General features: G+C 69.9%; 24 protein-coding genes and 1 tRNA gene. 4 read left to right on the top strand and 21 right to left on the bottom strand.

Annotated elements, in window-relative coordinates:
• Positions 1-50: 50 nt before the first annotated feature.
• From QFW81_RS16860 to QFW81_RS16845, 4 genes are all read left to right on the top strand, one after another.
• Positions 51-680 (top strand): HNH endonuclease, encoded by a 630-nt coding sequence (locus QFW81_RS16860; RefSeq protein ID WP_280580381.1) that lies wholly within the window; start codon positions 51-53, stop codon positions 678-680.
• A 76-nt stretch (positions 681-756) separates the two neighbouring features.
• A complete protein-coding gene (locus QFW81_RS16855; protein WP_280580380.1) occupies positions 757-1,875 on the top strand; it encodes a hypothetical protein in 1,119 nt (372 codons plus the stop codon).
• Positions 1,876-1,925: 50 nt separating this feature from the next.
• The gene (gene dxs / locus QFW81_RS16850; RefSeq protein ID WP_280580379.1) at positions 1,926-3,836 is read left to right on the top strand and encodes a 1-deoxy-D-xylulose-5-phosphate synthase; all 1,911 of its coding nucleotides are present in this window, start codon (positions 1,926-1,928) and stop codon (positions 3,834-3,836) included.
• A gap of 107 nt (positions 3,837-3,943) precedes the next feature.
• Positions 3,944-4,246: a GGDEF domain-containing protein gene (locus QFW81_RS16845; protein ID WP_280580378.1), complete on the top strand. Its 303-nt coding sequence runs from the start codon at positions 3,944-3,946 to the stop codon at positions 4,244-4,246.
• A gap of 7 nt (positions 4,247-4,253) precedes the next feature.
• Here QFW81_RS16845 and QFW81_RS16840 read toward each other — a convergent pair whose 3' ends face one another.
• The 21 genes from QFW81_RS16840 to infC form a co-directional block, all read right to left on the bottom strand.
• The gene (locus QFW81_RS16840; RefSeq protein WP_280580377.1) at positions 4,254-5,141 is read right to left on the bottom strand and encodes a TraB/GumN family protein; all 888 of its coding nucleotides are present in this window, start codon (positions 5,139-5,141) and stop codon (positions 4,254-4,256) included.
• A gap of 290 nt (positions 5,142-5,431) precedes the next feature.
• Positions 5,432-5,917 (bottom strand): cupin domain-containing protein, encoded by a 486-nt coding sequence (locus QFW81_RS16835; RefSeq protein WP_280580376.1) that lies wholly within the window; start codon positions 5,915-5,917, stop codon positions 5,432-5,434.
• A 74-nt stretch (positions 5,918-5,991) separates the two neighbouring features.
• Entirely contained in the window at positions 5,992-6,765 is a 774-nt protein-coding gene (locus QFW81_RS16830) for a WecB/TagA/CpsF family glycosyltransferase (RefSeq protein ID WP_280580555.1), read from the bottom strand.
• Positions 6,758-7,594: a polysaccharide pyruvyl transferase family protein gene (locus QFW81_RS16825; protein ID WP_280580375.1), complete on the bottom strand. Its 837-nt coding sequence runs from the start codon at positions 7,592-7,594 to the stop codon at positions 6,758-6,760. Before QFW81_RS16825 ends, QFW81_RS16830 begins: the two co-directional genes overlap by 8 nt.
• Positions 7,595-7,623: 29 nt before the next feature.
• Complete coding sequence (locus QFW81_RS16820; protein ID WP_280580374.1) at positions 7,624-8,835, bottom strand: GumK N-terminal domain-containing glycosyltransferase; 1,212 nt, start codon at positions 8,833-8,835, stop codon at positions 7,624-7,626.
• On the bottom strand, positions 8,832-10,322 hold the full coding sequence (locus QFW81_RS16815) for a lipopolysaccharide biosynthesis protein (protein WP_280580373.1): 1,491 nt from the start codon (positions 10,320-10,322) through the stop codon (positions 8,832-8,834). Before QFW81_RS16815 ends, QFW81_RS16820 begins: the two co-directional genes overlap by 4 nt.
• Complete coding sequence (locus QFW81_RS16810) at positions 10,319-11,344, bottom strand: glycosyltransferase (protein WP_280580372.1); 1,026 nt, start codon at positions 11,342-11,344, stop codon at positions 10,319-10,321. The genes QFW81_RS16815 and QFW81_RS16810 overlap by 4 nt, the downstream gene beginning before the upstream one ends.
• Complete coding sequence (locus tag QFW81_RS16805) at positions 11,341-12,480, bottom strand: glycosyltransferase family 4 protein (RefSeq protein WP_280580371.1); 1,140 nt, start codon at positions 12,478-12,480, stop codon at positions 11,341-11,343. The genes QFW81_RS16810 and QFW81_RS16805 overlap by 4 nt, the downstream gene beginning before the upstream one ends.
• Entirely contained in the window at positions 12,477-13,535 is a 1,059-nt protein-coding gene (locus QFW81_RS16800) for an acyltransferase family protein (protein ID WP_280580370.1), read from the bottom strand. The genes QFW81_RS16805 and QFW81_RS16800 overlap by 4 nt, the downstream gene beginning before the upstream one ends.
• On the bottom strand, positions 13,532-14,824 hold the full coding sequence (locus QFW81_RS16795) for a polysaccharide biosynthesis protein GumE (RefSeq protein WP_280580369.1): 1,293 nt from the start codon (positions 14,822-14,824) through the stop codon (positions 13,532-13,534). Before QFW81_RS16795 ends, QFW81_RS16800 begins: the two co-directional genes overlap by 4 nt.
• On the bottom strand, positions 14,824-16,281 hold the full coding sequence (locus QFW81_RS16790; protein WP_280580368.1) for an undecaprenyl-phosphate glucose phosphotransferase: 1,458 nt from the start codon (positions 16,279-16,281) through the stop codon (positions 14,824-14,826). The genes QFW81_RS16795 and QFW81_RS16790 overlap by 1 nt, the downstream gene beginning before the upstream one ends.
• A gap of 244 nt (positions 16,282-16,525) precedes the next feature.
• Complete coding sequence (locus QFW81_RS16785; protein ID WP_280580367.1) at positions 16,526-17,908, bottom strand: GumC family protein; 1,383 nt, start codon at positions 17,906-17,908, stop codon at positions 16,526-16,528.
• Entirely contained in the window at positions 17,905-18,513 is a 609-nt protein-coding gene (locus QFW81_RS16780) for a polysaccharide biosynthesis/export family protein (RefSeq protein ID WP_280580554.1), read from the bottom strand. Before QFW81_RS16780 ends, QFW81_RS16785 begins: the two co-directional genes overlap by 4 nt.
• Before the next feature lie 442 nt (positions 18,514-18,955).
• Positions 18,956-19,032: transfer RNA gene (locus tag QFW81_RS16775), tRNA-Pro, on the bottom strand.
• Positions 19,033-19,110: 78 nt separating this feature from the next.
• Positions 19,111-19,467 (bottom strand): MerR family transcriptional regulator, encoded by a 357-nt coding sequence (locus tag QFW81_RS16770; RefSeq protein ID WP_146388068.1) that lies wholly within the window; start codon positions 19,465-19,467, stop codon positions 19,111-19,113.
• Positions 19,460-19,762 carry an integration host factor subunit alpha gene (locus QFW81_RS16765; RefSeq protein WP_280580366.1) on the bottom strand — a complete coding sequence of 101 codons (303 nt, stop codon included), beginning with the start codon at positions 19,760-19,762 and terminating at the stop codon, positions 19,460-19,462. Before QFW81_RS16765 ends, QFW81_RS16770 begins: the two co-directional genes overlap by 8 nt.
• A gap of 19 nt (positions 19,763-19,781) precedes the next feature.
• Positions 19,782-22,169, bottom strand: a complete 2,388-nt coding sequence (pheT, locus tag QFW81_RS16760; RefSeq protein ID WP_280580365.1) for a phenylalanine--tRNA ligase subunit beta — start codon at positions 22,167-22,169, stop codon at positions 19,782-19,784.
• 120 nt (positions 22,170-22,289) lie between these two features.
• Complete coding sequence (gene pheS / locus QFW81_RS16755; protein WP_280580364.1) at positions 22,290-23,315, bottom strand: phenylalanine--tRNA ligase subunit alpha; 1,026 nt, start codon at positions 23,313-23,315, stop codon at positions 22,290-22,292.
• A 255-nt stretch (positions 23,316-23,570) separates the two neighbouring features.
• Positions 23,571-23,930, bottom strand: coding sequence for a 50S ribosomal protein L20 (rplT, locus tag QFW81_RS16750; RefSeq protein WP_280580363.1), 360 nt, complete (start codon positions 23,928-23,930; stop codon positions 23,571-23,573).
• Positions 23,931-23,943: 13 nt separating this feature from the next.
• Positions 23,944-24,147 carry a 50S ribosomal protein L35 gene (gene rpmI / locus QFW81_RS16745; protein WP_100322122.1) on the bottom strand — a complete coding sequence of 68 codons (204 nt, stop codon included), beginning with the start codon at positions 24,145-24,147 and terminating at the stop codon, positions 23,944-23,946.
• A gap of 741 nt (positions 24,148-24,888) precedes the next feature.
• On the bottom strand, positions 24,889-25,410 hold the full coding sequence (gene infC, locus QFW81_RS16740; protein WP_280580553.1) for a translation initiation factor IF-3: 522 nt from the start codon (positions 25,408-25,410) through the stop codon (positions 24,889-24,891).
• Positions 25,411-25,497: the final 87 nt, after the last annotated feature.

Here is a 25,497-nt window from a genome sequence, read left to right as displayed (position 1 = left end):
CGATGGGGCCTGACAGAGTGCAGCGTCGCGTGATCCCCGCCGGAATCCGGATGATTCCGGACGGTCCCTGCTCCGCCGACGTTTCCCTGCCCGGATCGCTGCCGCCGCGCCTGGACGCGGTACGCCTGCTCTCGCTCGACGCCCACGGACGTGCCCTGAACTGGATCAGCTGGCAGGATGCGGCCTGCCTCTATGCGCGCGAAGCGGTCGCGTGGACGCTCGGCGATCCCTGCCTGCACATTCGCGGCGGCACCTGTCGCGACACCGGCGAGCGCAGCCTGCTCGACCTGCATCCGATCATCGCCGCCCGTGGCCACGTGCGCCCGCAGGCGCTGGACCCCACGCCCGCGCTGACCAATGCCGCGCTGTTCGCGCGCGACCAGTCGCTGTGCATGTACTGCGGCAAGCACTTCAGCCGCCAGCTCCTCACCCGCGACCACGTGGTGCCACTGTCGCGCGGCGGCCGCGACACCTGGGAGAACGTGGTCTGCGCCTGCTTCCACTGCAATTCGCGCAAGGGCGGCCGCACGCCGCAGCAGGCGTCGATGCCGCTGCTCGCCATTCCCTACCGGCCGAGCTGGATCGAGCACCTGATCCTGAGCAACCGCAACATCCTCGCCGACCAGATGGCATTCCTGCGTTCGCACCTGCCCAAGCGCAATCCCCGCTCGCACGCTTGAATCCGGCCGAGGACGACCGCGCCAGGGTGCGGTCGCTGGTTTACACTCGCCCCACCTTTCCCAGCGAACCCGCGCAATGTCCCTGACCATCGGCCTGGCCGGGATGGATCCGGCCACCGAAGCCGCGCTCAAGGCGGCCTTCCTGGAAGCCAACCAGCGCCTTGCGGGAACCTGGCAACTGCTCCCCGAAACCCAGGCCGACCACATCGTGGTCGACATGGACAGCATGTACGGTCCGATGAGCTGGCTGCGCCTGCACGCCTCGGGCAAGCGCGTGGTGGGGCTGACCTCCGCCATGCGGACCCAGACCGACTTCCGGCTCGGCCGCCCGTTCAGCGTGGACTCGCTCGCCGAGCTGCTGCGCGAGATCGGTGGCGCAACTGGCGCCCCCGCAACCATCGCGCCCGAAGCCGACCACGCGCCCGCGGTCGACGCGCCAGCCCCCGAGGTCAGGCTCGCGGAGGCCGCACCTGCCGTGCCGATGCCCGCAGCGCATGCCGCGCCGCCGCCTGCGTCCGTGGCTCCGGCGCCCCTTCCCGCCGAACCCACGCCGGCGACGGCAGCGCCCCCCGCGCCTGCGCCCGACATGGCTCCGGCTGCTCCGGTACCGCCCGCGGCGTCGCCGTCCGCGCCGGCCACCCTGCTCGGCTGGCTCACCAGCGGACAGCTGCGCGGCCGCCTGCGCTACCGGCGTCCCAGCGGACCGACCCTGCTGGTCGACGCCGACATCCCGGCCTATCACGGCCCCTCGGCGCTCAAGCCGCTGGCCCAGTATTTCGAGGGCGAGGTGGCACGCGAGGACCTGGAACCGGTCGACGACGCCACCTGGGACCAGGAAACGACCGTCGCCGGCGCACCGCAGCCGCTCGCGCGGTTGATCTGGCTGGGCGCACTGGTCAGCGGCAAGGGCGCGCTGCTGCCCGGCCACGATCCCGACGCCCGCTACCAGCTCAACCGCTGGCCCCAGACCGAACGCGAGTTCCCGCGCCATTTCCGCATCGCCACCGCGATGATGAAGGGCCCGGCGAAACTGCAGGATGTCGCGGCCGCCAGCGGGATCGCGCTCGAGGACATCGTCGACTTCGTGAACGCCAACCTGGCCACGGGCGTCGCCGAACCGGTGCCCGAGCAGCCGTCCGAGCCCGCCACCGCGCCGCGCAGCGGGGGCCTGCTGGGGCGGCTGCGCGGGCGCTGACGGGCGGTCCCTGCACGGCGGCGTCCGGGGACAGGATCTACAATGCGCGGATGATCGATTCCACCCGCTACCCGCGCCTCGCGCGCATCGGCAGCCCGGCCGAACTGCGCCAGTTCGACGAGACCGAACTGCCCGCCATCGCCGAAGAGCTGCGCGGCTACCTGATCGAATCCGTCGGCCGCTCCGGCGGTCATTTCGGTGCCGGGCTTGGCGTGGTCGAGCTGACCACGGTGCTGCACTGGATCTACGACACGCCCGAAGACCGCATCGTCTGGGACGTCGGCCACCAGACCTATCCGCACAAGATCCTCACCGGCCGCCGCGACGCGATCCACACAGTCAAGCAGGAAGGCGGCGTCGCGCCGTTCCCCAAGCGCGAGGAGAGCGAGTACGACACCTTCGGGGTCGGCCATTCCTCGACCTCGATCTCGGCCGCGCTGGGCATGGCGATCGCCAACGCGCGCGCGGACAACGGCCGCCGCGTGGTCGCCGTGATCGGCGACGGGGCGATGACCGCGGGCATGGCGTACGAGGCGCTGAACCATGCCGGCGGCATGGATCCGGAGCCCGACCTGCTGGTGATCCTCAACGACAACCGCATGTCGATCAGCGAGGCGGTCGGCGGACTGACCCGCATGCTCGGCCGCATGACCAGCAGCCAGACGCTCAACGCGCTGCGCGAAGGCGGCAAGAAGATCCTCGGCGACAAGCGCAACAGCGGTACCGCGCGCTTCGTGCGCCGCTGGGAAGAACACTGGAAGGGCATGTTCGTGCCGTCCACGCTGTTCGAGGAAATGGGCTTCCACTACACCGGCCCCATCGATGGCCACGACGTCAAGGCACTCGCCGGCGCGCTGAAGACGCTCAAGGGGCTGAAGGGGCCGCAGTTGCTGCACGTGATCACCACCAAGGGCAAGGGTTACGAACTGGCCGAGGGCGACCAGATCGGCTACCACGCTGTCTCCCCGTTCGATCCGACCAAAGGCCTGGAAGCCAAGGCCGGCGCGAAGAAGCCGACCTACACCGACGTGTTCGGCGACTGGCTGTGCGACATGGCCGCCAGCGATCCCGCACTTCTCGGGATCACGCCGGCGATGCGCGAGGGCTCGGGCCTGGTGCGCTTTTCGAAGGAATATCCGGAGCGCTATTTCGATGTCGCCATCGCCGAACAGCACGCGGTCACGCTCGCCGCCGGCATGGCCTGCGAAGGCGCCAAGCCGGTGGTCGCGATCTACTCGACCTTCCTGCAGCGCGGCTACGACCAGCTCGTGCACGACGTGGCGATCCAGAAGCTCGACGTGCTGTTCGCGGTCGACCGCGGCGGCGTGGTCGGGCCGGACGGCGCGACCCATGCCGGCAACCTGGACCTGAGCTACCTGCGCTGCGTACCGAACCTGGTGGTGATGGCACCCGCCGACGAGCGCGAGTGCCGGCAGATGCTGAGCACCGGCTACCGCCACGAGGGCCCGGCCGCGGTGCGCTATCCGCGTGGCAGCGGCCCGGGGGTCGCGCCGGGACAGACGCTCGACACGCTGCCGATCGGCAAGGCCGAGGTGCGCCGGCGCGGGACGCGCCTGGCCCTGCTCGCGTTCGGCGCCCTGGTGCCGGCGGCCGAACAGGTCGGCGAGGCGCTCGGGCTGACCGTGGTCAACATGCGTTTCGTCAAGCCGCTCGACCGCGCACTGCTGCTGGAACTGGCCCAGGACCACGAGGGCTTTGTCACCCTCGAGGACAACGTGGTGATGGGGGGCGCCGGCTCGGGTGTGCTCGAACTGCTGCAGGCCGAGGGCATCCAGCGTCCGGTGCTGCAGCTGGGCCTGCCGGACGCGTTCCAGCACCACGCCAGCCGCGAGGTGCTGCTGGCCGAAGCCGGACTCGATGCGGCGGGCATCCGCGCAGCGATCCTGCAGCGCTGGCCGCAGCACGCCGATCAGCCCGCGCGGCGCAGCGCGTCGGGCTGACGCGTTCGGACCTTCCGCCACGCCGCCATCGGCCGCACGCCGGCCGCGCGATGCCGCCCCGGTGATCGATGTCCCGCCGCAAGGGACTGGATGCGAAGCGAACGCCGGTGGCCACGGTTCCCGCCCGCGCCGGCCTGCGCGAGAGCGACGATGCCGGGCGTTACGGCGGCGACGAGTTCGGCATCGTCCTGCACGCGACCCCGGCGGGCGACGCGCGGCTGGTAGCCGAGGCGATCTGCCGCGAGATCCGCCGCATCGACGTCGCCGCACTGGGGGAGGCGCGCGTGACAGCGAGCGTCGGCATGGCGCCTGCGCACGGCGGCCATGATTCCCTCGAACAGTGGATCGAGGAGGCCGATGCCGCGCTGTACCGCGCCAAGCGCGGCGGACGCGACCGGATCGAGGCCTGAGCGCCGCTCAGGGCGCTTCGACCGCGTAGCCCTTCTGTTCCAGGCGCGCGAGGTAACCATCGGGCGCGGTGACCAGCGACAGCGGCAGCATCGCCAGGCTCGACGCATTGGCCGCAAGCGTTTCCTCGGCAGCCGCGAGCCACATCGCATCCAGGCGCGCGCGCAGGTCGTCGATGCCGAGCCTGCGCGCCAGTCCGTTCTCGGTCATCGCGCGGATGCAGGTGCTGTACTGGTTCTCGATCGACAGCGAGCGCAGCGCGCCGACCTCGCCGGTGGCCCAGGCGTTGGCCCGCTGCCGCATCAGTTCGAGATCCCCCTCGATCCGCGACAGCGTCTTCTCGAAGCACTCGGTGTCTGCGAGCGTGGTGGCCTGGAATTCGCGGATCACGGCCTTGGGGTCGTCGATCTCAAGCTCGAAGTTCACCGCGCGCAGTTCCACATCATGGCGCCGGGCCATGCGCCGGACCGCCTTGTCGACCACGCCCTCGCGGCTGAGCCCGGAGTCGTCCATCGCCGCTTCGTAGAGGTGTTGCGCGGCGAAGATCGGGCGCCACTGCTCGACGCCGCGATCGTTGCCGAGGTAGCGTCGCTTGAGCGGCACCCAGCGCGCGTACAGGTCGGGCGACACCATCTGCTGAAGGGTCGCGCCGTCCGGATTGCGGCGGGCCTTCAACAGCGACGGCACCAGCAGCATGCCGCGGAACATGCCCACGCCGGCATCCAGGGTGAACGACGGCGGCAGCAGGACCTGCTGCGAGCGCGCGACCACCGATTCGAGCCCGGTCGAATCCCATTCCATCCGCTTCGGCAGGGGAGACACCGTGGCCATTACGTACAGCACGTGTCCGTCCTTGCGCACCTTCCACAGGCCGGGACCTGGAAGCGCGCCGGACACGACGATGGTTTCGTGATCGACGATGGACGCGGCCGACCCTGGTGGTGCGGCCGTCGCATCGGCAGGCTCGCGCGCAGCGGAGGCCGGTGGGACATCGCGTGCATCCGTGGCCCGGGACGCGGTGTCTGCATCGTCCGCGCTTGCTGCGACGGTCTCGACGACGGGTGCAGGCCCGGGCGGGGGCGCCGCCTTCGCTCCCAGGAGCGCAGGCACCAGCATCGACAGGAGCACTGCATTCGCGGCCAGGGTCATGGAGGAGAGCGTAAGCGATGACGGGCGGCCACCGGCGCTCATCGCTGGACCGCGCCGCGCCGCCACAGTTCCCGCCCGATCTTCGAGGCAGGATCCAGCAGTTCGAATCCTTCCCAGACGAAACCGGGCGCCACCGTGCACACGACCAGCACGGCTGCCCCGCCGGCATGCGCGGATTGCCACTGGCCGGCCGGGACGATGCAGGACGTGCCATCGCCCGCAGGCGTCGGAGCGAGGCGGTGGCGCGACAGGGCGCCGTTCGCGGCGTCGTAGCGCTCGAGCTCGAGCGTTCCCCCCTGCTGCCAGTGCCAGGTTTCATCGGCGTCCACGCGGTGCCACCGGCTGCGCTCGCCTGGTGCGAGCAGGTAGTGGATGGCGGTCAGCGCCGGGCGCGGCGCGCCGTCCACGTGCACCTGCTGCCGCGACTCATGGAAGCGCCGGAAGTATCCGCCTTCCGGATGCGGTTCGAGGCCGAGCGTCGCGATCAGCTGCGCGATTTCCAGCTGTGGATCGAGCGTCTCCATGCCCACACCTTATCGCGTGCGGATGCCGCCGCGGCAACGGGCGATCCGCGCCGCCACGCTGCGCGCTCGCATGATCAGCCGTTGCGTCGCTGCCAGCACAGGCGGAAGAAGACGAGCAGGTCCCAACTGTAGCGCCGCAGCAGGCGGCGGGGTTCGTGCACCAGCCGATAGAGCCATTCCAGGCGCCAGCGCCGGACCCAGCCGGGCGCGCGTTGCGCCTGCCCCGACAGAAAGTCCAGCAGCGCGCCCACGCCGAGGACCAGTGGCACGCGCAGGGTGCCGGCATGCTCGACGATCCATTGCTCCTGCAGCGGATTTCCGAACGCGACCAGCAGGATATCGGGCGCGGCCGCCTCGATCCGGGCCGGCAGTGCCGCGCCGGCGCGCGCCCTGCCCTGGTAGCCGTCGCAGACGCCGACGACCACCTGTCCATGCTCACGGCGCAGGACATCGGCCGCGGCTTCGGCCACCCCCGGTCGCCCGCCCAGCAGGTAGAAGCGCAGCGGCGTCGTCGCCCGCTCGCACAGGCGCGGAACCAGGTCCGTGCCATTCGGATTGCCGGCGAAGCGGCGTCCGTGCAGCCACAGCGCCGCGAGGTCCATGCCGATGCCATCGTTGACGATCCGGATCGACGGGTCGTGCAACTGCCCGCGCAGGTGCTGGCACTGGACGACGAAGTTGGTGTTGGCGAACAGCACCCGCCGTGGCCGGCCGGCGCCCAGTACGTCGGCCAGCTCGCCGGCGAACGCGTCCAGCGTGGTCGACAGCACCCGGAAACCGCCGATGGCCACGAGGTCCCCGATCGCGAAACGGCGCGCCCCCCCATCGCCTGCGCCGCCGTCACCCATGCCGGGGCGGCCCATCGACCGCCGCCTCCGGACGGCCCTGCCACAGGTCATACGGAAAGGCCGCCAGCAGCTTCGCCTGGATTGCGGCGAGGTCGAATCCGTCGTTGCCGCCCAGCGCCACGCATTCCTCGATGCTGCCACCGCTGTGCCAGCGCGTCCGTCCGGTTCCCGCGTAGTAGTCGTCGTACTTGAACCGGTCTTCGCCATTGCCCCAGTCCAGGTACACCGCCGGGATGCCATAGGCTTCGGCCAGCACCAGGCCATGCAACGAGCTGCTGACCACCAGCCCGGCGCCGAGCAGGCGACGCACGAAGGTCACCGGCGGGCAGTCGGGCCACACCAGGTCGGCGTGGCCGCGGTACTTCGCGGGCGGCTCGTTGAAGTGGGGGACCACCACCACCGGGCGCCGCTGCCCGCCATCGAGCAGGGACGCCGGAAAGAACAGGGGCATGAGCAGGCCGGGATCGCCGTACACCTCCGGCACCGCGACCCCGCGCTCGTGCAGGAAGCGGCGGGTGCCCGGCCCGCGCACCGCACGCACGTCCAGCGTCTCGAAGCGATGCAGGTTCTGGTCGACCTTGCCGTTGACGCCGCTGCCCCACACCGCGTCTCCGCTGCGGGCGAAATGCAGGATCGAACCGATCGCCAGCAGCCGCCGCCTGGTCGCGCGCGCATCGAGCAGCGAGTGGCCACGCAACGCCAGCACGCAGGAGACGATGTCCCGCGACAACTGGTCGCCGGTGTTGATGCGCCCGTCCTTCGGACGCCACCAGTACAGGGCCTGGCGTTCGGTGCGTTCGATCCAGCGTTGCAGCAGCCGTTGTCGCATGTCGTGATGTCTCCAGGTGGCCGTTGGCGTCAGGCCAGGCCGGCGGCAAGGCCTGCGTGGTCGATGCGCGTATCCGGGTAGCGCGCCGGGTCGAGCACGCGATCGGTGACCTCGGCCCAGTCCAGCAGCCTGCGAGGCCGCGCCCGCGGCTGCGCCAGCGCGCTGCGGATCGCGGCGATGAGCGACGCCTCGTCGCCGGGCACGTAGCCGTGGCGACCGTCGCGCCCGCCGACCACCACGTGCGGGCACACCGCCGGCAGGCCGAAGTAGTCGTACTGCAGCAGCTTCATCGAGCTGTCTGCCAGGTAGGCCGGCACCTCCTGCGACGCGTACGGCGCGAACCCGATGCGGGCATGCTTGATGTAGGGGATCGTGCGCGCGTGCGGCATCTCGCCGTAGACGACGACGTTGTCTCCGTAGCCGGGGTGGCGTCCCTGCCCGGATCCGATCACGTGGAACGTGATCTCCGGAAACACGCGACTAGCGGCGACGAACACCCGCGGATCGAACAGCATCGAGCCCACCGCCACGGCATGGATGCCCGGGTCGTAGGGCGCAGGATCGCCCAGCGCGTCCAGACCCGGATCGAGCCCGTGGCCCACGTGGAAGACGTTGTCGCGACTCGCGATGGCCGGTGCCATCGCCGGAGACACGAGGGCGATCACGTCCAGCATCGGCGCGACCCGGTCGAACCTGCGTTCCACCCAATGGGCAGCGTTGATCGCCGCCAGCGAATCGGACGCCCGGTACACCAGGCGCGCCGCCGGATTGAGCCTGCGTGCGGCCTCGATGAACGCCACCGCGGTGCCGCTCTCGAACACGATCACGTCGGCCTCGGCGATCCAGCGCTCGAGCACGGCCGGCGGATGGTCCGCGTACCACGCGAACATCGCGTCCTCCAGCGGCCTTGCCCAGCGCCGCCGGCTGTTGAACGGATGGACCAGCGCCCGCCACAGATAGCACTCCACGCCATCGTGCATTTCGATCCGGTTGGCCCGGTCATCCAGCGCCAGCCTCGCATCGCCTTTCCATCGCGACAGCAGGCTGTAGCGCAGCGAAAAGAAGCGCGTGGGCCCGCGCCTGGCCAGTTCGGCGGCGATGAAATGGATGTTGGCGCGGCGCGGCGTCCGGTAATCGTGGGCGGAGAGCACCAGGTGGTTCGGCGCACGAGGGCCCGGACCGCCCGGGTCCGCTCGCGGATCGCGCGCCTCGTGGGTGGGCGGACAGGGGGCAAGGCTCATCGATGCCTCCGGGATTCGGCGAGGAGATGGCGGATCTGCACGATCGAGGCGACGTCGCGGCGGAACGCCGGCCATGCCAGCACGAGCACGGCGAACCCGCCCGCCATGGCGGCCGTCCCGACCAGCAACTGCGTCCACAGCGAACCCGCCACCCACGTGGACGCGGCCGTGGACAGCGCCGCGCACGCGCCATACGCGGCCAGCGCGCGCAGTCCGTTGCCCAGCATCGCCAGCGCAGGCGCGTCGCTGACGCGCGAGATCCAGAACAGCGACAACGGCCACAACAGCAGCAGGCCCAGGGCGTAGCCGGCGGCCACGCCCTCCACGCCCCATGCCGCCCCGGCGACGACGCACGCGACCAGAACGGAGCGCCCGACCAGTGCGCAGCGCAGTTGCGCACCGGCCAGGCCCTTGGCCATGAATACCCAGTAGCAGGCATAGCCAGCCACCTGGAACATGCCGCCCAGCGCGAGCCAGCGGAACGGCCGCACCGCGGCCAGCCACTGGTCGCCGAGCAGCAGCACGATCAACGGCAGCGCCTGCGCGCAGGCCCATGCGAGCAGCGCCGCCACCAGATGCACCAGCACCGTCTGCCCGCGAAGCAGGAACGCGCCGAAGCGCGCCGGATCGTCCTGCAGGCGCGACAGCACCGGCAGCGCCACCGTGGTGGCGGGCGCGCTGATCTGGTTGAGCGGCATCATCAACAACTGGAAGGCGCGGTTGAACGGGCCCAGCGCATCGGCGCCCATGCGCAAGCCGATCATCACCTGCCCGGTATTGCGGCTGGCGTATCCGAGCAGTTGCGTCATCGCCAGGCTGCCGCCGAAGCCGATGAAGCGGCCGACCGGCGCGTCCCGCCGGTAGCCGCGCGGCAACCAGCGCCCGCACAGCAGTGCCAGCAGCAGCGTCGCCGCCGCCTGCACCACCTGCTGCACCACCAGCGCCCAGAAGCCCGCGCCCGCCAACGCGGCGGCCACCGCCGCCGCCAGGCCGGCCACCTGGCCGCCGACGTCGCCCGCCGCCAGCCGGCCGAACTGCAACTCGCGACCCAGTTGCGCGCGGTGCTGGGTCGCCAGGCCATTGAGCAGGAAGGTCGCCGCCAACGCCTGCGCGATCCCCACCAGTGCCGGCTCGCCGTAGAACCGCGCGACCGCGTTCGCACCGCAGAAGACCGCGACCGCCAGCGCCAGCCCGATCGCGGCATTGATCCAGAACAGGTTGTCGCGCTGCTCGCGGCTGACCGTCCGCGCCTGCATGGTGGCGGAGGAGAGCCCGAAGTCGCGCAGGATCTCGGCCACGCCGATGATCGCGGTGACCATCGCCACCAGGCCGTAGTCGTGCGGGGTCAGCAGCCGCGCCAGCAGGATGATGCCGCCGAACTGCACCAGCGCGCGCACGCCCTGCCCGCCCATGGTCACCAGCGCGCCGCCCGCGGCGCGCACGCCCAGTCGTGGCGGCGTCGGCATGGCGCCGGCCCGGTCGCTCATGGACGCGCACCCGTGGCGGCAAGCGCGTCGCGATACGCGGCGAGGTGCGCAAGGCCGATGGCCGGCCATTCGCGCCGCGACAGATCGGGCAGGCTCGTGCGTCCACCGGCACGCGTCCGCGCCAGCGCATCGGCAAGCACGGACGGCGCCAGCTCGCCTTCGTACAGGTGCACCCAGCCGTGGCCGACTTCGTCGGCGATCGCCGCATTGGCCGGGCTCCTCGGCGCAAGCACCGGGCGTCCCAGCGACAGCGCCAGCAGCAGGGTGCCGGAGTTGTGCATCTGCCGGTAGGGCAGCACCACCAGTTCCGACAGGCCCACCTCGGCCGCGAGCGTGGCATCGTCGAGGTAGTCCAGCCGCGCGCTGATGCGCGGATCGCGCAGGCAGGCCTGCTCGACATCGCGACGGATCCGCGCATCGGACGGCCGGCCGCAGATGCGCAGCCGCACCTGCGGATCCTGGAGTCGCTCCATCGCCGAGATCAGCGATTCAACGCCCTTGTACGGCCGGATCAGCCCGAAATGCAGCAGTCGTCCGGGCTCCGGGGACGGACGTGGCATGGCTGCGAACCAGTCGCGGTAGTGGCCGTGCAGGATGGTATCGGTGGCCGGCACGCGCGGCGGGGTCGCGGCGTTGATGCGGATCCATCGGCGCGTGGCGCGATCGAGTCCGCGCAGCAGCCAGCGTTCGACCCTCCCGCCGTCCTCGTGCGGCTGCACGTTGTGCAGGGTGCGCACCACCGCGGTGCGCCTTGCGCGCAGTCGCACCAACAGCAGCAACACGCAGGCGTGCTTCGCCCAGGTGCCGATGCGGCGGGGATGCCTGAGCAGGTATTCGGGCCAGTGCAGGTGCAGCACGTCGTAGTCGCCCCACAGGGCCTCGCGCATGGAGAAGTAACGCTGCTCCAGCGGCGCCGGCAGGGCACCGTAGAGCTGGCTCAGGTAGGGATTGGTCGTCGGCCCCGGCCGTTCGGTCGAGAACAGCACCACGATCCGGTCCGCGTCGACGCCAGGACGGCTCATGCGGCCGCTCCGCGCCGCGAACGCGGCGACAGCGCCTGCCGGTACTCGTCGAAGTATCGTGCGGCCACGCTGTCCCACGCGTAGCGATCGCTGAAGCGACGACAGGCGAGCTGCCATCGTGCGAGTTCGGGATCGCCGCGCAGCGCGAAGTCCTGCACCCGGTCGGCCGCCTGCTCCGCCTGCGCGGGCGACACCAGCACGCCGGTGCCAGATTCCCGGTGCAGGCGGCGGAACGGCGGGATGTCGCTCAGCACCGGCAGCAGGCCTGCGCTCATGGCTTCCACCGCCGCCAACCCGAAGCCCTCGTGCCGCGACAGGCAGACGAAGAACTGCGACCGCGCGATCAACGCACGCAGCTGCGCGAGGTCCGGCGCCACCACCAGCTCCACCGCAGCATCCAGCCCCAGCGACCGACTCTGGTGCAACAGCCGCGGGCGATCCAGATCGTACTCGCGGCCTGCCACGATCAGTCGCCAGCGCGGATCGCGTTCGCGCAACGCGCGCAGCAGTTCCAGCGTTTCCGGCAGACCCTTGTTCGCCGACCAGCGACCGAAGAACAGCAGCGTGCGTCCTGGCGACGGGCACGCCATGCCCGCGAACTTGTCGACATCGACGCCGTTCTCGATCACCCGCAGCCTGCGCGCAGCCACGACGCGGGAGAACAGCAGCCCGTCATTCTCGCTGGTGGCCACGATGCGCGCGTAGGCCGATGCCGAGGCGCGGGTCATGGTCCGGAACCACGCCTGCTTGATCGACGACGCGAAACCGGTATGGAAGAAGCCACCATGGGTGGACGCGATCAGGGGTCGCCGATGCAGCATCCGCGTCATCGCCAGGTAGTCGTAGAAGAAGTCGATGCCGTGCACGTGCACCAGGTCCGCGTCCGCCAGGCCGGAGAGCACCGAAGGCGCCAGCGGGTAGCGCGACGACCCGGCGTAGCCGATCCGCCGGACCGGGATGCCTTCGACCTCGTCGCGCGCGGGCAGCCTTTGGCCCGGCGCGGTGAACAGGCGATCCAGGCTCAGGATCTCCGCCACGCCCCCGGTCTTCACATGCTGGCGGGCGATGTTGAGCACCACCTCCTCCATGCCGCCCACGGAAGGATGGAACTGGCGGACCACGTGCAGCACCCTCATCGCGTCTGCGCCTCCGATGCGCGGCCGATATTCGCCGTTTCCCTGCCCGGCTGTCCGAGCACCCACGGCGCCAGCCGCAGCAACAGCCAGCGCAGCGGCACCGCCGCCAGCAGCGCGACCGCGGTGACGAACAGCGCCCAGCCCGGGCCCGGTGGCGACTCGACACCGGCCACGGCTCGGATCCCCGAGAGCACGAAGAACACCGGGAAATGGATGCCCAGCAGCAACAGCGTGTTGCGCCCGATCCATGCCACCGCGGGCCAGCGGTGCAGGCGCGTCGCCAGCTGGCTCGCCACCAGGCTGCCGAGCAGTGCAGCGGCCAGGAAGGCGAACGCGGAGGCTCCGAAGCGCATCAGGTTGATGTCGACCCGGCCGTTGAACCACGCCAACGGCAACCAGGCCGCGACCACCAGCCACACGATTCCAGCCGGCAACGGGGTCGCGGGCGAACGGCCGTGCACGGCCAGCGCGGCGCCGAAGGCGTAGAAGCAAAAACACACCGGCAGCAGGTCAAGCGACCACGGCAGGCGCACCGGCAGCGGCAGCACCGCTTCGATCCACGCGCAGCACACCACGGCCGCCACCGGCGCGAGCCAGCGCGCGTGCGGTCGACGCACCAGCAAGCGGTACGCCACTGCGGTCACGAACAACGCCGGCAGGAACCACAACGCCGGCTGCACGTAGAGCCCCGGCCCGCTGCCGGCCAGCGCGCCCTGCAGGGGATCCCACCACGGCACCTCGCCCCAGCGCTGCGCCTTGCTGCCGATGTTCCGGGTCGCGAGCCAGTACCCGTAGGCGGGCAGGAAGAACCCCAGGTAGGGCAGCAACAAGCCGCGCGCCTGGCGGGCAACGAAGGTACCGTCGCCGCGCGCCCTGCCATGCGCCGTCGCCAGCCACCCGGACAGCAGGAAGAACAGGGGCACGTGGAAGCTGAAAACCAAGGACTGGAAGGTTTCCGGAATCCCGCGCGCGTGACCGAGCATCACCAGCACGATGGCCAACGCACGGATCGCGTCGATCCGCGGATCCCGCTGGCTGCCTGCGGGCCGGCTCACCGCTGCGGCTCCGTGCCGGCGGAGGCGGCATCACCCGGCGCCGCGAGTCGTGGCCTCGCCTGCCACGCCCAGCCGCAGACGAACCACCACAGCGCCGCGGTCTTGATCGAGAAATAGCCGTTGGACACGAGCAGGCTCAGCGCGAAGGCGAAGATCGCCAGGTGCTTGAACAGCCGCCCCTCGACGCCCGGCAGGATCAGCAGGAACGAGTATCCCAGGGCGAATGCGATCACGCCCGGCAAGGACTGCGACGCGATGAAGTAGGCGATCCCGCTGTCGAAATAGCGGTATGCCGCTCCCGGCTCCAGCCCCAGCCATTGCCGCAGCGACAGGCCCTCGATCGACTGGACGGAGAAGAAGATCCGCCCCAGCATCGTGTCGTCGAACGCCTCCACCCCGGCCACGTGGACCAGGCCGGCTCCAGCCAGGAGGACCGCCGCGAACACCGCGAACGCCATGCGCTGGTCGAGCCGGGCGAACACCGGCGCGACCAGCAGCATCAGCACGCAGGTGCCGGCCGCCAGGCGCCCGTCGGAGGCGACGACCAGGAACAGCACGAGCGCGAATGCGGCGAGCCGCGCGAGCGGCGCGAGCCGGCGGCCGAACGCGAGCACCACCGCAGCCAGGAAGATGATGAAGTTGCCCATCGTCACCGGCTCGACGAAGATCGACGACGCGCGCGGCAGCTCGCTCGATGCCAGGAAGTTGCGCGCGTTGGGGCGGGTGGCGCTGACGTAGAGGTTGCTGTCCTCGTTCCAGAAGCCCGCCGCGCTGGCGCCACGCGCGTTGACGAAGTAGCTCTTCGGATTGACCAGGTCGCCGTACAGCTGCGGCGCCGCCAGCTCGAACGCGGCCACCACCGCCACCAGCAGCGCCAGCCACAGGCACAGCCGCGGTACCTGTCCGCGATACGCCGCGCCCAGCACCAGGAAGGCGAACGCGATCAGCGCATCGCGCATGAACTTGGGATCGAACTGCCAGCTGGCGACGTAGCGCAGCAGCACCAGCGCCACCAGCACGCCCAGACCGCCCACGACGAGCGCCGCGCGGTCGCGGTCCAGGCGCCAGAGCCCCAGTGCGAAACAGGCCATGTAGATCGCGAGTTCCAGCGCGTATGTCATCGCCGGCCTGACCACCGACACGTTGGCATTCACCAGCGCCAGCACGAAGCCGGACCCGATGCCCAGCAGCAGCACCGCCTCGATCGCCCGGTCGCGCCAGCGGCCGGGGCGGCGGGCCGCGGCCGCCGCCCCCCATTCCCGGGCGTGTACCGATGCGGGCGTGCCCATCAGTACGCGTTCTTCTGCCCGACGACGCAGAAGGCGGTCAGCACGATGATCTTGAAGTCCAGCCACAGCGACCAGCGCCGGATGTAGTCCAGGTCGTACTGGACCCGCTTCTTCATCGTCCGCAGTTCGGGCGTCTCGCCGCGGTAGCCGTTCACCTGCGCCCAGCCGGTGATGCCGGGCTTCACGTAGTGCCGCTGCATGTAGTGCTGGATCAGGCGCTCGTAGTAGGTGTTGTGCTGGGCCGCGTGCGGCCTCGGGCCCACCAGCGACATGCTGCCCCCGAGCACGTTGAACAGCTGCGGCAGCTCGTCCAGGCTGCTGCGGCGCAGGAACGCACCGAACGGCGTGATCCGGCTGTCGCCGCGCGTCGCCTGCGCGACGGCGCCGTCGCGCTGTTCGTGGACGCGCATGGACCGGAACTTCAGCATCCAGAATTCGCGCCCGCCGCGCCCGTGCCGACGCTGGCGGAAGATCACCGGGCCGGGCGAACCGGCCTTGACCCCGATCGCGATCGCCAGCATCAGCGGCCCCAGCAGGAGCAGGGCCACCAGCGCGAGGATCCGGTCGATCAACGACTTGGCGACGATGAAGTAGATGTTCCGGTCGACGCCGCCCTGGCGCAGGTTGATGACGGGGACGTTGCCGATCTGCTCGCCGGCCTGGTTGAGCATCCCCAGGTCGAACAGGTCCGGCACCAGCTTGACGTTGATCGGATAGCGCTCCAGCCCGCGCAGCAGGTCCTTCAGCCGCTCGCGTTCTCCCATGGGCAGGGAAATCCAGACCTGGTCGACGCGATGGTGTTCGAGGTAGTCCAGCAGCCGGTCCGCATCTCCCAGACAGGGCAGGTCCTCGCGCCGCTGGTGGGCGATGCTGAGGTCGTAGGGGCTGCGGAAGTATCCGACCACCTGCATCCCGACCCAGGGATTGCGTTCGAGGTAGTGGTCGATCTTCATCACCGGCTGCCGCAGCCCGACGACGACCACGCGCTGGATGTCCACGCCGTGCAGGCGCAGGCCTTCCAGCAGGTTCCTCAATGCGGTGCGGGCGACGACCAGGGTGGCCAGCCCACCGGCGAACCAGAGCGCGATCCATGTCCCCGACACGCCCCGGCCGGGCTGGACGATCAGGGTGTGCAGCGCGAACAGCGCGAACACGCCACTGAACGCGCAGCCAAGGACCAGGAGTTCACGGCCCAGGTCGCGCCCGCGCCAGCTGCGGTACAGCGGGAACGCGGTGAAACAGATGGCGGCGTACAGCAAGGTGGTGCCGATCGCGGCACGGTAGGGTGCGGCCGGCACCACGCTCCCGTAGAGGAGGCGGTAGGCGACCAGGGCGCTGGCCACGACCACGGCCAGGTCGAACACACGCAGGACCAGGTCGGCCGCGGCCGAATACTTGGTGAGCGAGCGCGGCGTCGCGGCGACGCCCGTCGTTCGTGCAACGTCTGCGAGAAGCATGGGATGTTCCTCCAACCCTCGGGTACGCCGCGTGCGGGGGAACACGCCGGACCGTCGGTATTCGATTACCTGCCCGATGCCATCGCGACGTCCTCCTACGCCGGCCCCTGGTCATCTGGCAGCACTGCACTCCGGGGGCGGAAGCCCGACGGACCGAACTCGAACTCTGGGATTACCTCCTTTTCCAATGGCCGGCCCTGGTGCCGGCCGGTTCGAACATGGACTTCCGGAAACTGCGGTCGCGCTAGCGCCTGCCGGCCTGGTCTTGCGGCGCCCGCAACAGGAACCGCAGCAGTGCGAAGCAGATCGCGATCGCCAGCCCGAACATCCCTGCGAGCACGAGGTTCAAGGGCAGGTTCGGCGAGCTGGGCCGGCCCGGCGCCTCGGCGCGGTCGACGATGCTGACGTTGTTGCTGGCCACGTTCGCCGCCACGCCGATCTCCTTGTAACGCTGCAACATCGCGTCGTAGAGCTGGCGATTGGTATCGACTTCGCGCTTGAGCAGGTTGTAGCGGATGCTGCGGGACTGCAGGTCGAGTTCGTCGTCCATCAGCGCATCGATGCGCTGCTCCGTCAGATCTTCCTGGCGAACCGCCGCCTCGTACTGGGCACGCAGCGACTCGCGTATGCGCCGGACCTGCCCGTCGATCTGCAGGCGCAGTTCGTCGATCTGCGCCCGCAGGCGCTGCATCTCCGGGTAACCCGGTTCGAACGTGGCCAGCTTCTGGGTGTACTCGGCGCGCAGCCGCACCTGCTCGGCATGGAGTTGCTGGACGAGTGGATTGCCTACCACCTGCGGCAGGTCCATGCCGTCTTCGTTTCCGACCTGGCGCCACGCGGCTTCGGCCCGGATGCGGTCGCCCTGGGCGGCGGCGAGTTGCCTGTTGAGTTCCGCCAGGTTCTGCGCCGGCAACGACGGCGCGTCGATACCGAGGGGGACGATCCGCTCCTCGTCCGAATACGCCACCAGCCTGCCCTCGGAATCCTCGACCCTGGCCTGCAACTGCTGCAGGCGTTCGGACAGGTACTTGCTCGCCACCGACGACGCCTCCGAACGCCGCCGCTGGCCTTCGGTGATGAACATCCTGGCGTACGCATTGGCGATGCGCGCGGCCAGCGCCGGGTCGGTGGCGTCGTAGTGGATGCGGACCAGGCGGGAGTTCCTGACCGGCTCGATCTCCAGGCCGTCGAGCAGGGTGCCGACCAGTGCGCGCTCCCTGGCCTCGGACGCGGGCTTCCCGCCATCGGCCGGGGCCGGAGCGCGCGGCATGAATGCCTCGTCGTCGACGAGCCGGGCCTCGGCGATCACCGCACGCGCCAGCGACCGGCTGCGCAGGAGTTCGTACTGGGTTTCGTAGAAGTCGCGGTCCTGCGGCGATTCCACCGGCAGCAGGGCCTCGACGTTGACCACGTTCATCGGCTCGCGCTCGATCTGCAGCGTGCTGGTGGCCCGGTACCGGGTCGGCATCAGCAGGCTGCCCAGCAGCACGAGCGCCAGGACGGCCAGGGTGATGCCCGCCACGAGCCAGCGTTGCACGACCAGCGCGACCCAGTAGTCGCGCAACGAGAGTTCGCCCCCGTCGCGATGGACCTCGAAGGCCCCTGGCCGGGCATGGTCGACGTTCACTGGTAGGCCCGCCAGACCATGACGAAGGGGGTCAGCTCGAGCATCGTGCGCAGCAGCAGGCGAGCATCCGAGCGGTACACCACGACGATATCGCCGCCGTAGATCTGCGGATCGGGCGCCAGCCCCTGTTCGATGTCGGACAGGTCGAAACGCGCCACCATCTTCGTCGCCTCCACGGTGCGGAACACCACGACGTTGCGACGGCTGGCGACGCTGGTGACGCCTCCGGCCTGCGCCAGCGCCTGCTGCAGGGTGAGGTTGGCGCCCACCAGCGGATAGATGTCGGGCTCGTTGACCGCGCCCGACACCGTGACGCGCCGCGCGTTGGCCTCGCGCACGAAGATCGAGACCTGCGGATCCTTGAGGAAACCGTCGCGGTAGCGCGCCGCCACTTCCCGTTCGAGGTCCGCGACCTCGCGGCCGGCTGCCGCCACGTCTCCGATCAGCGGGAGCGACACGCGGCCGTTGTTGTCGATGCGCACTTCGCGCTCAAGGTCGTCCACCTGGAACACCTGCACCAGCATCACGTCCCCCGGCGCCAGCAGGTAGGCGGGCTGGACCGTGGAGAGCGCGAGCGGATCGGGTCGCGGCAGCGCCGACGCCATGTGCGCGGTGCTGCGGCAACCTCCGCACAGGCCCACGAGGAGCAGCAGCACGGCGGCGTAACCCGGGGAAGCCAGGGGTCTCATGTGTCGCGATCAGCGCCTCGGTCGGGGGAGTCCGGGGGACGTCGGGGTCCGGCCTGTCGCGACCGGAACCGTCCGTCGTAGTCGCGGCGAGCCGTCGCCGGCAACGCCATGCTGCAGTGCAGTATTAGCACGGGAACGGATGAGATCGCGAGTCTTCCGACGCTGGATTCATGTCCGAAGCCCAGGTGCCGTTAACGTTTCCCCCGCATCGCGCGTACGCCCACATTTATTGCGTGATGGGAGTCACCTCGCCATTCAACATCCCTGGCAAAGGCAAGCCGGGCGGGCGTGCGCATCCGACGCCGGACAGCAAAACGGCCCGCTTCCTGGGATGCGGGCCGCTTGCTTCACACCGAATTGGTCGGGGTAGCCGGATTTGAACCGACGACCACTTGTCCCCCAGACAAGTGCGCTACCAGGCTGCGCTATACCCCGGAACGGGCGGCGATTATAGCGCGCCGCGGCGATCGCGCACGGGCCCGCGGGCTGAACGAGACGGACCGCCTGCGCCTCTCAGCGCTTGAGCAGCTGCAGGATCTCTTCCAGCTCCATGCGAACCTGGCGCACGATCTGGCTGCTCATCGCCGACTCCTGCTTCGCGCCCTCGCCTTCCAGGCGCAGGCGGGCGCCGCCGATGGTGTAGCCCTGCTCGTACAGCAGGCCGCGGATCTGGCGCACCATCAGCACGTCGTGGCGCTGGTAATAGCGACGGTTGCCGCGGCGCTTGACCGGACTCAGGCTGGGAAACTCGGTCTCCCAGTAGCGCAGCACGTGCGGCTTGACGTCGCAAAGTTCGCTGACCTCGCCGATGGTGAAGTAGCGCTTGGCCGGGATCGGCGGGAGTTCGCGGTTGCTGCCGGGATCAAGCATCGCGCGATCCTGTGTAGGTTTCGACGCGTTCCTTGAGCTTCTGGCCCGGGCGGAAGGTGACCACGGTGCGCGCGGAGATCGGGATCTCCTCGCCGGTCTTCGGGTTGCGGCCGGGACGTTCGTTCTTGCGGCGCAGGTCGAAGTTGCCGAAGCCCGAGAGCTTGACCTGGCGACCCTGCTCCAACGCCTCGCGCAGCACGTTGAAGAACGCGTCGACGAATTCCTTCGCCTCGCGTTTGTTGAGCCCCACTTCCTCGTAGAGCTTCTCGGCCATCTCCGCTTTGGTCAACGCCACGCTGTCCCCCGAGGCAACATCAGCTTCTGATCCTGGCGCCGTGTTCGTCGTGCAGGGCGGTCATCACCCCGGCCACCGCCACCTCCACGTCACTGTCGGTGAGAGTGCGCGATTTATCCAGCAGAATCAAGCCGGTTGCGAGACTTCTGTAGCCCGGATCGACCCCCTTCCCGAGATAACGGTCGAACAGCCGCACGTCGGCCAGCAGCGCGCCCGCGGCGCGGCGGATGGTGGCTTCCAGTGCCGCCCAGGACACGTGCTCCGGGGCGACGAACGCGATGTCGCGGCGGACGGACGGATAGCGCGGCACCGCCTGCGCACGCGCGATCGCGCGCTCCGCCAGCGGGGCCAGGTCGAGCTCGAACGCGAGCACCGGGCCGTCCAGGTCCAGCGCGCGCAGCAGCCGCGGGTGCAGCTCGCCGATCCAGCCCAGGCGCCGTTCGGTGCCGCCGTCGATCCGCCACACCTCGGCGCTGCGTCCCGGGTGGCCGTGCGCAGCCTGCGACGGGCGGTAGGACAGGCGCGCTCCGCCGCAGGCGGCGAGACTCTCGAGGTCGCCCTTGATGTCGTGGAAATCGGCCGCGCGCGCAGGCACGCCCCACTGTTCGGCGTGGGCCTGGCCATGGATCGCCGCGGCGATGCGCAGGGTCTCGACCGGCGCCCCGCCGTCGATCGCCGCGCCGAACACCTTGCCGATCTCGAACAGGCGCACCCTCGACTGCTGACGCGCGAGATTGCGGCCGAGCGCCGCTACCAGGCCCGGCAGCAGCGCGGTGCGCATCACGCCCAGTTCCGCGCTCAGGGGGTTGGCCAACGGCACGCTGCCGTCGGTGGCCTGCCAGTGCTGCAGCAGCCCCCCGTCGACGAAGGCGAAGTTCACCGCCTCGTAGCAGTCGCGCGCCACCATCTGCGCGCGCAGCGCATCTTCGCCGACGCGCGTCTCGCTCGGCGCGGCGATGCGCGAGGCGCCGGCGGGCAGCGTGGCGGGGATCGCGTCGTAGCCGTGGATGCGCGCGACCTCCTCGATCAGGTCTTCCTCGATCGCGATGTCGAAGCGGCGGCTCGGCGGCACCACCTGCCAGCCGTCGGCGGTCGCCACCACCGTCATGCCCAGCGCGCGCAGGATGCGTTCGACCTCGGCGTCGGGCACGACCAGGCCCAGCACCCGCGCGAGCCGGGCACAGCGCAGGACGATGGCCCGTGGCGTCGGCAGCGCATCGTCGAGCGCAGCCTCGACCACCGGTCCCGGGATGCCGCCGGCGATGTCGAGGATCAGGCGCGTGGCGGCCTCGACCGCGATGCGCGGCAGTTGCGGATCCACGCCGCGCTCGAAGCGGTGCGCGGCATCGGTGTGCAGCCCGAGCCGCCGGCTGCGACCGATGATCGCGGCCGGGGCGAAATGGGCGGCCTCCAGGAACACGTTGCGGGTGGCATCGGTGACGCGGGTATCGAATCCGCCCATCACGCCGGCCAGCGCCACCGGGCGGTCAGCGTCGGTGATCGCGAGGAAGTCCTCGTCCAGCACCACGTCGCGCCCGTCGAGCAGGGTCAGCGTTTCGTGAGCGCGTGCGCGGCGCACGCCCACCGGCCCGTTCAGCAGGTCGCGGTCGAAGGCGTGCATCGGCTGGCCCAGGTCGAGCATCACGTACTGGGTCACGTCGACCAGGAAGCTCACCGGGCGGATGCCGCTGCGGCGCAGGCGTTCGGCCATCCACACCGGTGTCGCCACCCCCGCATCCAGCCCTTCGATCACACGGCCGACGTAGCGCGGGGCGTCCGCACCGGCCTGCAGGTCCACCGCCAGGCGCGCGTCGCTCGCGGCCGGCACCGGCGCCGCGTCGGCATCGACCACGCGGCTGTCCAGCGCGGCCGCGACGTCGAACGCGATTCCGCGCAGGCTGAAGCAGTCGGCGCGGTTGGGGGTGAGCTTGATCTCGATGCTGGCGTCGGGCAGGCCGAGGTATCCGGCCAGCGGCGCGCCGACAGGCGCGTCGGCGGGCAGTTCGAGCAGGCCCGAGGCGTCGGCGTCGATGCCGAGTTCCTTCGCCGAGCACAGCATGCCGTTGGACGCGACGCCGCGCAGCTTCGCCGCCTTGATGGTGAGTGCGCCCACCTGCGTGCCGATGGTGGCCAACGGCGCGAGCAGACCCGGCCGCGCGTTGGGCGCGCCGCACACGATCTGCAGCAGGCCGGTCTGGCCGGCATCGACCTGGCACACCTGCAGGCGGTCGGCTTCGGGATGCTTCTCCGCCGAGACGATGCGCGCCACCACCACGCCGTCCAGTGCGTCGCCCAGCACCGAGACCTCCTCGACCTCGAGCCCGATCGCGGTCAGTACCTCGACCAGGCGCTCGTGAGGCGCGTCGGTGGGTACGTGCTGGCGCAGCCAGTTTTCCGAGAACTTCATGTGGTCACTCTCATCTGTCGCTGCAGGCGGACGAACCGTCGCCGCAACGCTGGAATCCGGGTCCGTTGCCAGGCGCGGGATGCGTATCGCCGGTGGCGTGCCATGCGCTCGACCGGCCGCTCACGCGAACTGCTTCAGGAACCGCAGGTCGTTGTCGAAGAACGCGCGCAGGTCGTCCACGCCGTAGCGCAGCATCGCCAGCCGCTCCACGCCCATGCCGAAGGCGAAGCCGGTGTAGCGTTCCGGATCGATGCCGACCGCGCGCAGCACGTTCGGGTGCACCATGCCGCAGCCCAGCACCTCCAGCCAGCGGGTGCTGCCGTCAGGGCGCTGCCAGGCGATGTCGACCTCGGCGCCGGGTTCGACGAAGGGGAAGTAGCTCGGCCGGAAACGCATCTCGAAATCGCGCTCGAAGAACGCGCGCACGAACTCGGCCAGCGTGCCCTTGAGGTCGGCGAAGGTGGAATGCTCGTCCACCAGCAGGCCCTCGCACTGGTGGAACATCGGCGAGTGGGTCTGGTCGGAATCGGAGCGGTACACCTTGCCCAGCGCGATCATGCGCAGGGGCAGGCCGTTGCCGCCGGCGAGCGCATCGCGCATGTAGCGCACCTGCACGCCCGAGGTGTGGGTGCGCAACAGGCGCGCGATGCCGCGGCCGTCGGGCGGGAAGTAGAACGTGTCGTGCATCGCGCGCGCCGGGTGGTGCGGCGGGAAGTTGAGCGCTTCGAAGTTGTGCCAGTCGTCCTCGATCTCCGGGCCGTCGGCCAGGTCGTAGCCGAGGCGGCCGAAGATGTCGGCCATGCGCTGCAGGGTGCGGCTGACCGGATGGATGCCACCGCGGCCGGGATCGCGCCCGGGCAGGGTGACGTCGATCGATTCGCCGGCCAGGCGGGCGTCGAGCTCGGCGTCCTCGAGCGCCGCCCGGCGCGCGGACAGCGCCGCGCCGACCGCATCGCGCACGCGGTTGATGGCTTCTCCGGCGGTCTTGCGCTGGTCGGCCGGCAATGCGCCGAGCGATTTGAGCTGCGCGGTGATGCTGCCGCTCTTGCCCAGCAGGGCCACGCGCAATGATTCGAGCGCCTCGGCGCTGGGCGCCGCGTCGATGTCGGCCAACGCCTGTTCCGACAGTGATTCGATCCCGCTCATCGCGCTTCCTCTGTTGCGGACCCTGCCCGTCTTCCCGGAGACCGGACCCGTACGCCGCCCTTCATGTCCGTCGCGGCAGCAGATGCCGCATGTGACCGGCAGAACCCCGCGCCACGCCGCATGCGGACGCCCACTGGTTCGCCCCCCCTGAAAAAACGAATGGGGAAGGACTTGCGCCCTTCCCCATGCGTGTACCAGCTTGTCTCCCGGCCACCGCGGGCGCGCTGCGCCAGCGGTGGCGACGGGACACGTGCATTACGCCGCGAGCGCGCCCTTCGCCTTTTCGGTCAGGGCGGTAAACCCTGCCGCGTCGTGCACGGCGATGTCCGCCAGCACCTTGCGGTCCAGGGTGATGCCGGCCTTGAGCAGGCCGTTCATGAACCGGCTGTAGCTCATGCCGTTGATGCGGGCCGCCGCGTTGATGCGGGTGATCCACAGCGAACGGAAGTTGCGCTTCTTCTGCTTGCGGCCGATGTAGGCGTACTGACCCGCCTTGATGACCGCCTGCTTGGCGACGCGGAAGACCTTGCGGCGGGCGTTGTAATAGCCCTTCGCGCGGCCGAGAACCTTCTTGTGACGACGGCGCGCCTGCACGCCACGCTTGACTCGTGCCATTGTTCAGCCCTCCTCAGAGATACGGAAGCATGCGGTCCAGACGGCCCGCGTCCTCGGCACGAACATGGTTCGTCTGCCGGAGGTTGCGCTTCCGCTTGGTCGCCTTCTTGGTGAGGATGTGGCTGCGGTTGGCGTGGCCTGCCTTGTACTTGCCGGAAGCGGTCTTCCGGAAGCGCTTGGCCGCGCCCCGATGCGTCTTGATCTTGATCTTCGACATTGGGTGGGTCCTTGGGGTCGTTTCGAGTACTGGCCCGGGCGGCGTTCTTCTGCAGGCGATTTTGCGGCTACGCCGCGCGTCGCTTGCTGGAACGCACTTTCCTTCCTGCCTGGCCGGTTTGTAAGCCGCTGATTCGAAAGGACATCAGGGCGGGTCCAAAGGGATTGCGTGATGCACCCGGAGAACCGGGCCGGCCATTATGCCCGCCGCGGGTTTCGCTTGCAAATCAGGGGCTTCGGCGGGCCACCACGATGTCCATCTACCGCCGGCCCTCTCATTCCGGCGGCACTCGCCCGCCCCTTCCCGACGGTCGCGGCGGGAACCGGCCAAGGCCCAGTACAACTTTCTCGCGCGTCTATGCGCACAGGACTCGAAGCGACGCAGGCTCGTCCGCAGCGAGCCGCGCCCCGCCGGCCGGGGATTGCGGCAAGCAGGACATGGATGTCCTGCGCCCGAGTCAGGACAGGATGTCCTGACCGAGGGAGGAGCGATCCCCGGGCGGCGGGACGCGGCGTCGGTCCCCAAGGCGCCGAAGGATCCGTCGACCGGACCCTCCCCTCAGCCAAGCAACAGAAAAAACGAAACGCGCCATTCGGCGCGCTCCCCACCTTCTACCCGTCGGGCCCGGCGCAGCGCGCCGGTTGTTCATGCGATCGCGCGGCAGTGCCGCGCACCCGGATCGCATTCATCCCCCGAAAGCGGGCGGAGGGGAACGGGACGAATCGCGGGCTGCGCCCGCGATCATTTCTTCTTCGGGGCGATCATCATGACCATCTGCCGGCCTTCCAGGCGCGGGCGCGATTCGATCACGATGTCCTCGCCGAGGTCGGCCTCGATCCGCGCGGCCATCTCGCGGCCCAGTTCCTGATGGCTCATCTCGCGGCCACGGAATCGGATGTTGACCTTGATCTTGTCGCCCTCTTCCAGGAAACCACGCATCTTGCGCAGCTTGATCTGGTAGTCGCCTTCGTCGGTGACCGGGCGGAACTTCACTTCCTTGATCTCGACCTGCTTGGACTTCTTCTTGGCCTCGTTGGCCTTCTTCTGCAGGTCGAACTTGAACTTGCCGAAGTCCATGATCTTGCAGACCGGCGGATCCGCGTTGGGCTGGATCTCGACCAGGTCGAGGCCTTCGTCCTCGGCCATCTTCAAGGCTTCGTCGCGCGACAACACGCCGACCATCTCGCCGTCGGAACCGATCACGCGCACGCGCGGCACGCGGATCTCGTTGTTGCGTCGATTCTGCTTGTCTGGGGTGCTAATACTGCGTCTCCGGAAATGGAAAAGCCGGGGCGCCTGGGGGCGCCCACGGGACGTTAGTACGGATTTTTAACGGAATCCGCCCACGAT

Source organism: Luteimonas kalidii (genome assembly GCF_029887935.1).
Taxonomy (GTDB): Bacteria; Pseudomonadota; Gammaproteobacteria; order Xanthomonadales; family Xanthomonadaceae; genus Luteimonas; species Luteimonas kalidii.
The sequence above is the reverse complement of the archived record's forward strand: the minus strand, read 5'-3'. Positions and strand labels throughout refer to the sequence as shown.

Excerpts from the sequence above, each read along its gene's own strand:
- QFW81_RS16855 (WP_280580380.1), top strand. The coding sequence starts at position 757 with ATGTCCCTGACCATCGGCCTGGCCGGGATGGATCCGGCCACCGAAGCC.
- rpmI (WP_100322122.1), bottom strand. The coding sequence starts at position 24,147 with ATGTCGAAGATCAAGATCAAGACGCATCGGGGCGCGGCCAAGCGCTTC.
- dxs (WP_280580379.1), top strand. The coding sequence starts at position 1,926 with ATGATCGATTCCACCCGCTACCCGCGCCTCGCGCGCATCGGCAGCCCG.
- QFW81_RS16770 (WP_146388068.1), bottom strand. The coding sequence starts at position 19,467 with ATGCTTGATCCCGGCAGCAACCGCGAACTCCCGCCGATCCCGGCCAAG.
- QFW81_RS16825 (WP_280580375.1), bottom strand. The coding sequence starts at position 7,594 with ATGCGACAACGGCTGCTGCAACGCTGGATCGAACGCACCGAACGCCAG.
- QFW81_RS16820 (WP_280580374.1), bottom strand. The coding sequence starts at position 8,835 with ATGAGCCTTGCCCCCTGTCCGCCCACCCACGAGGCGCGCGATCCGCGA.
- QFW81_RS16835 (WP_280580376.1), bottom strand. The coding sequence starts at position 5,917 with ATGGAGACGCTCGATCCACAGCTGGAAATCGCGCAGCTGATCGCGACG.
- rplT (WP_280580363.1), bottom strand. The coding sequence starts at position 23,930 with ATGGCACGAGTCAAGCGTGGCGTGCAGGCGCGCCGTCGTCACAAGAAG.
- QFW81_RS16805 (WP_280580371.1), bottom strand. The coding sequence starts at position 12,480 with ATGAGGGTGCTGCACGTGGTCCGCCAGTTCCATCCTTCCGTGGGCGGC.
- QFW81_RS16780 (WP_280580554.1), bottom strand. The coding sequence starts at position 18,513 with ATGGCGTCGGCGCTGCCGCGACCCGATCCGCTCGCGCTCTCCACGGTC.
- QFW81_RS16860 (WP_280580381.1), top strand. The coding sequence starts at position 51 with ATGATTCCGGACGGTCCCTGCTCCGCCGACGTTTCCCTGCCCGGATCG.
- pheT (WP_280580365.1), bottom strand. The coding sequence starts at position 22,169 with ATGAAGTTCTCGGAAAACTGGCTGCGCCAGCACGTACCCACCGACGCG.
- QFW81_RS16795 (WP_280580369.1), bottom strand. The coding sequence starts at position 14,824 with ATGGGCACGCCCGCATCGGTACACGCCCGGGAATGGGGGGCGGCGGCC.
- QFW81_RS16810 (WP_280580372.1), bottom strand. The coding sequence starts at position 11,344 with ATGAGCCGTCCTGGCGTCGACGCGGACCGGATCGTGGTGCTGTTCTCG.
- QFW81_RS16830 (WP_280580555.1), bottom strand. The coding sequence starts at position 6,765 with ATGGGTGACGGCGGCGCAGGCGATGGGGGGGCGCGCCGTTTCGCGATC.
- QFW81_RS16815 (WP_280580373.1), bottom strand. The coding sequence starts at position 10,322 with ATGAGCGACCGGGCCGGCGCCATGCCGACGCCGCCACGACTGGGCGTG.
- pheS (WP_280580364.1), bottom strand. The coding sequence starts at position 23,315 with ATGAGCGGGATCGAATCACTGTCGGAACAGGCGTTGGCCGACATCGAC.
- QFW81_RS16790 (WP_280580368.1), bottom strand. The coding sequence starts at position 16,281 with ATGCTTCTCGCAGACGTTGCACGAACGACGGGCGTCGCCGCGACGCCG.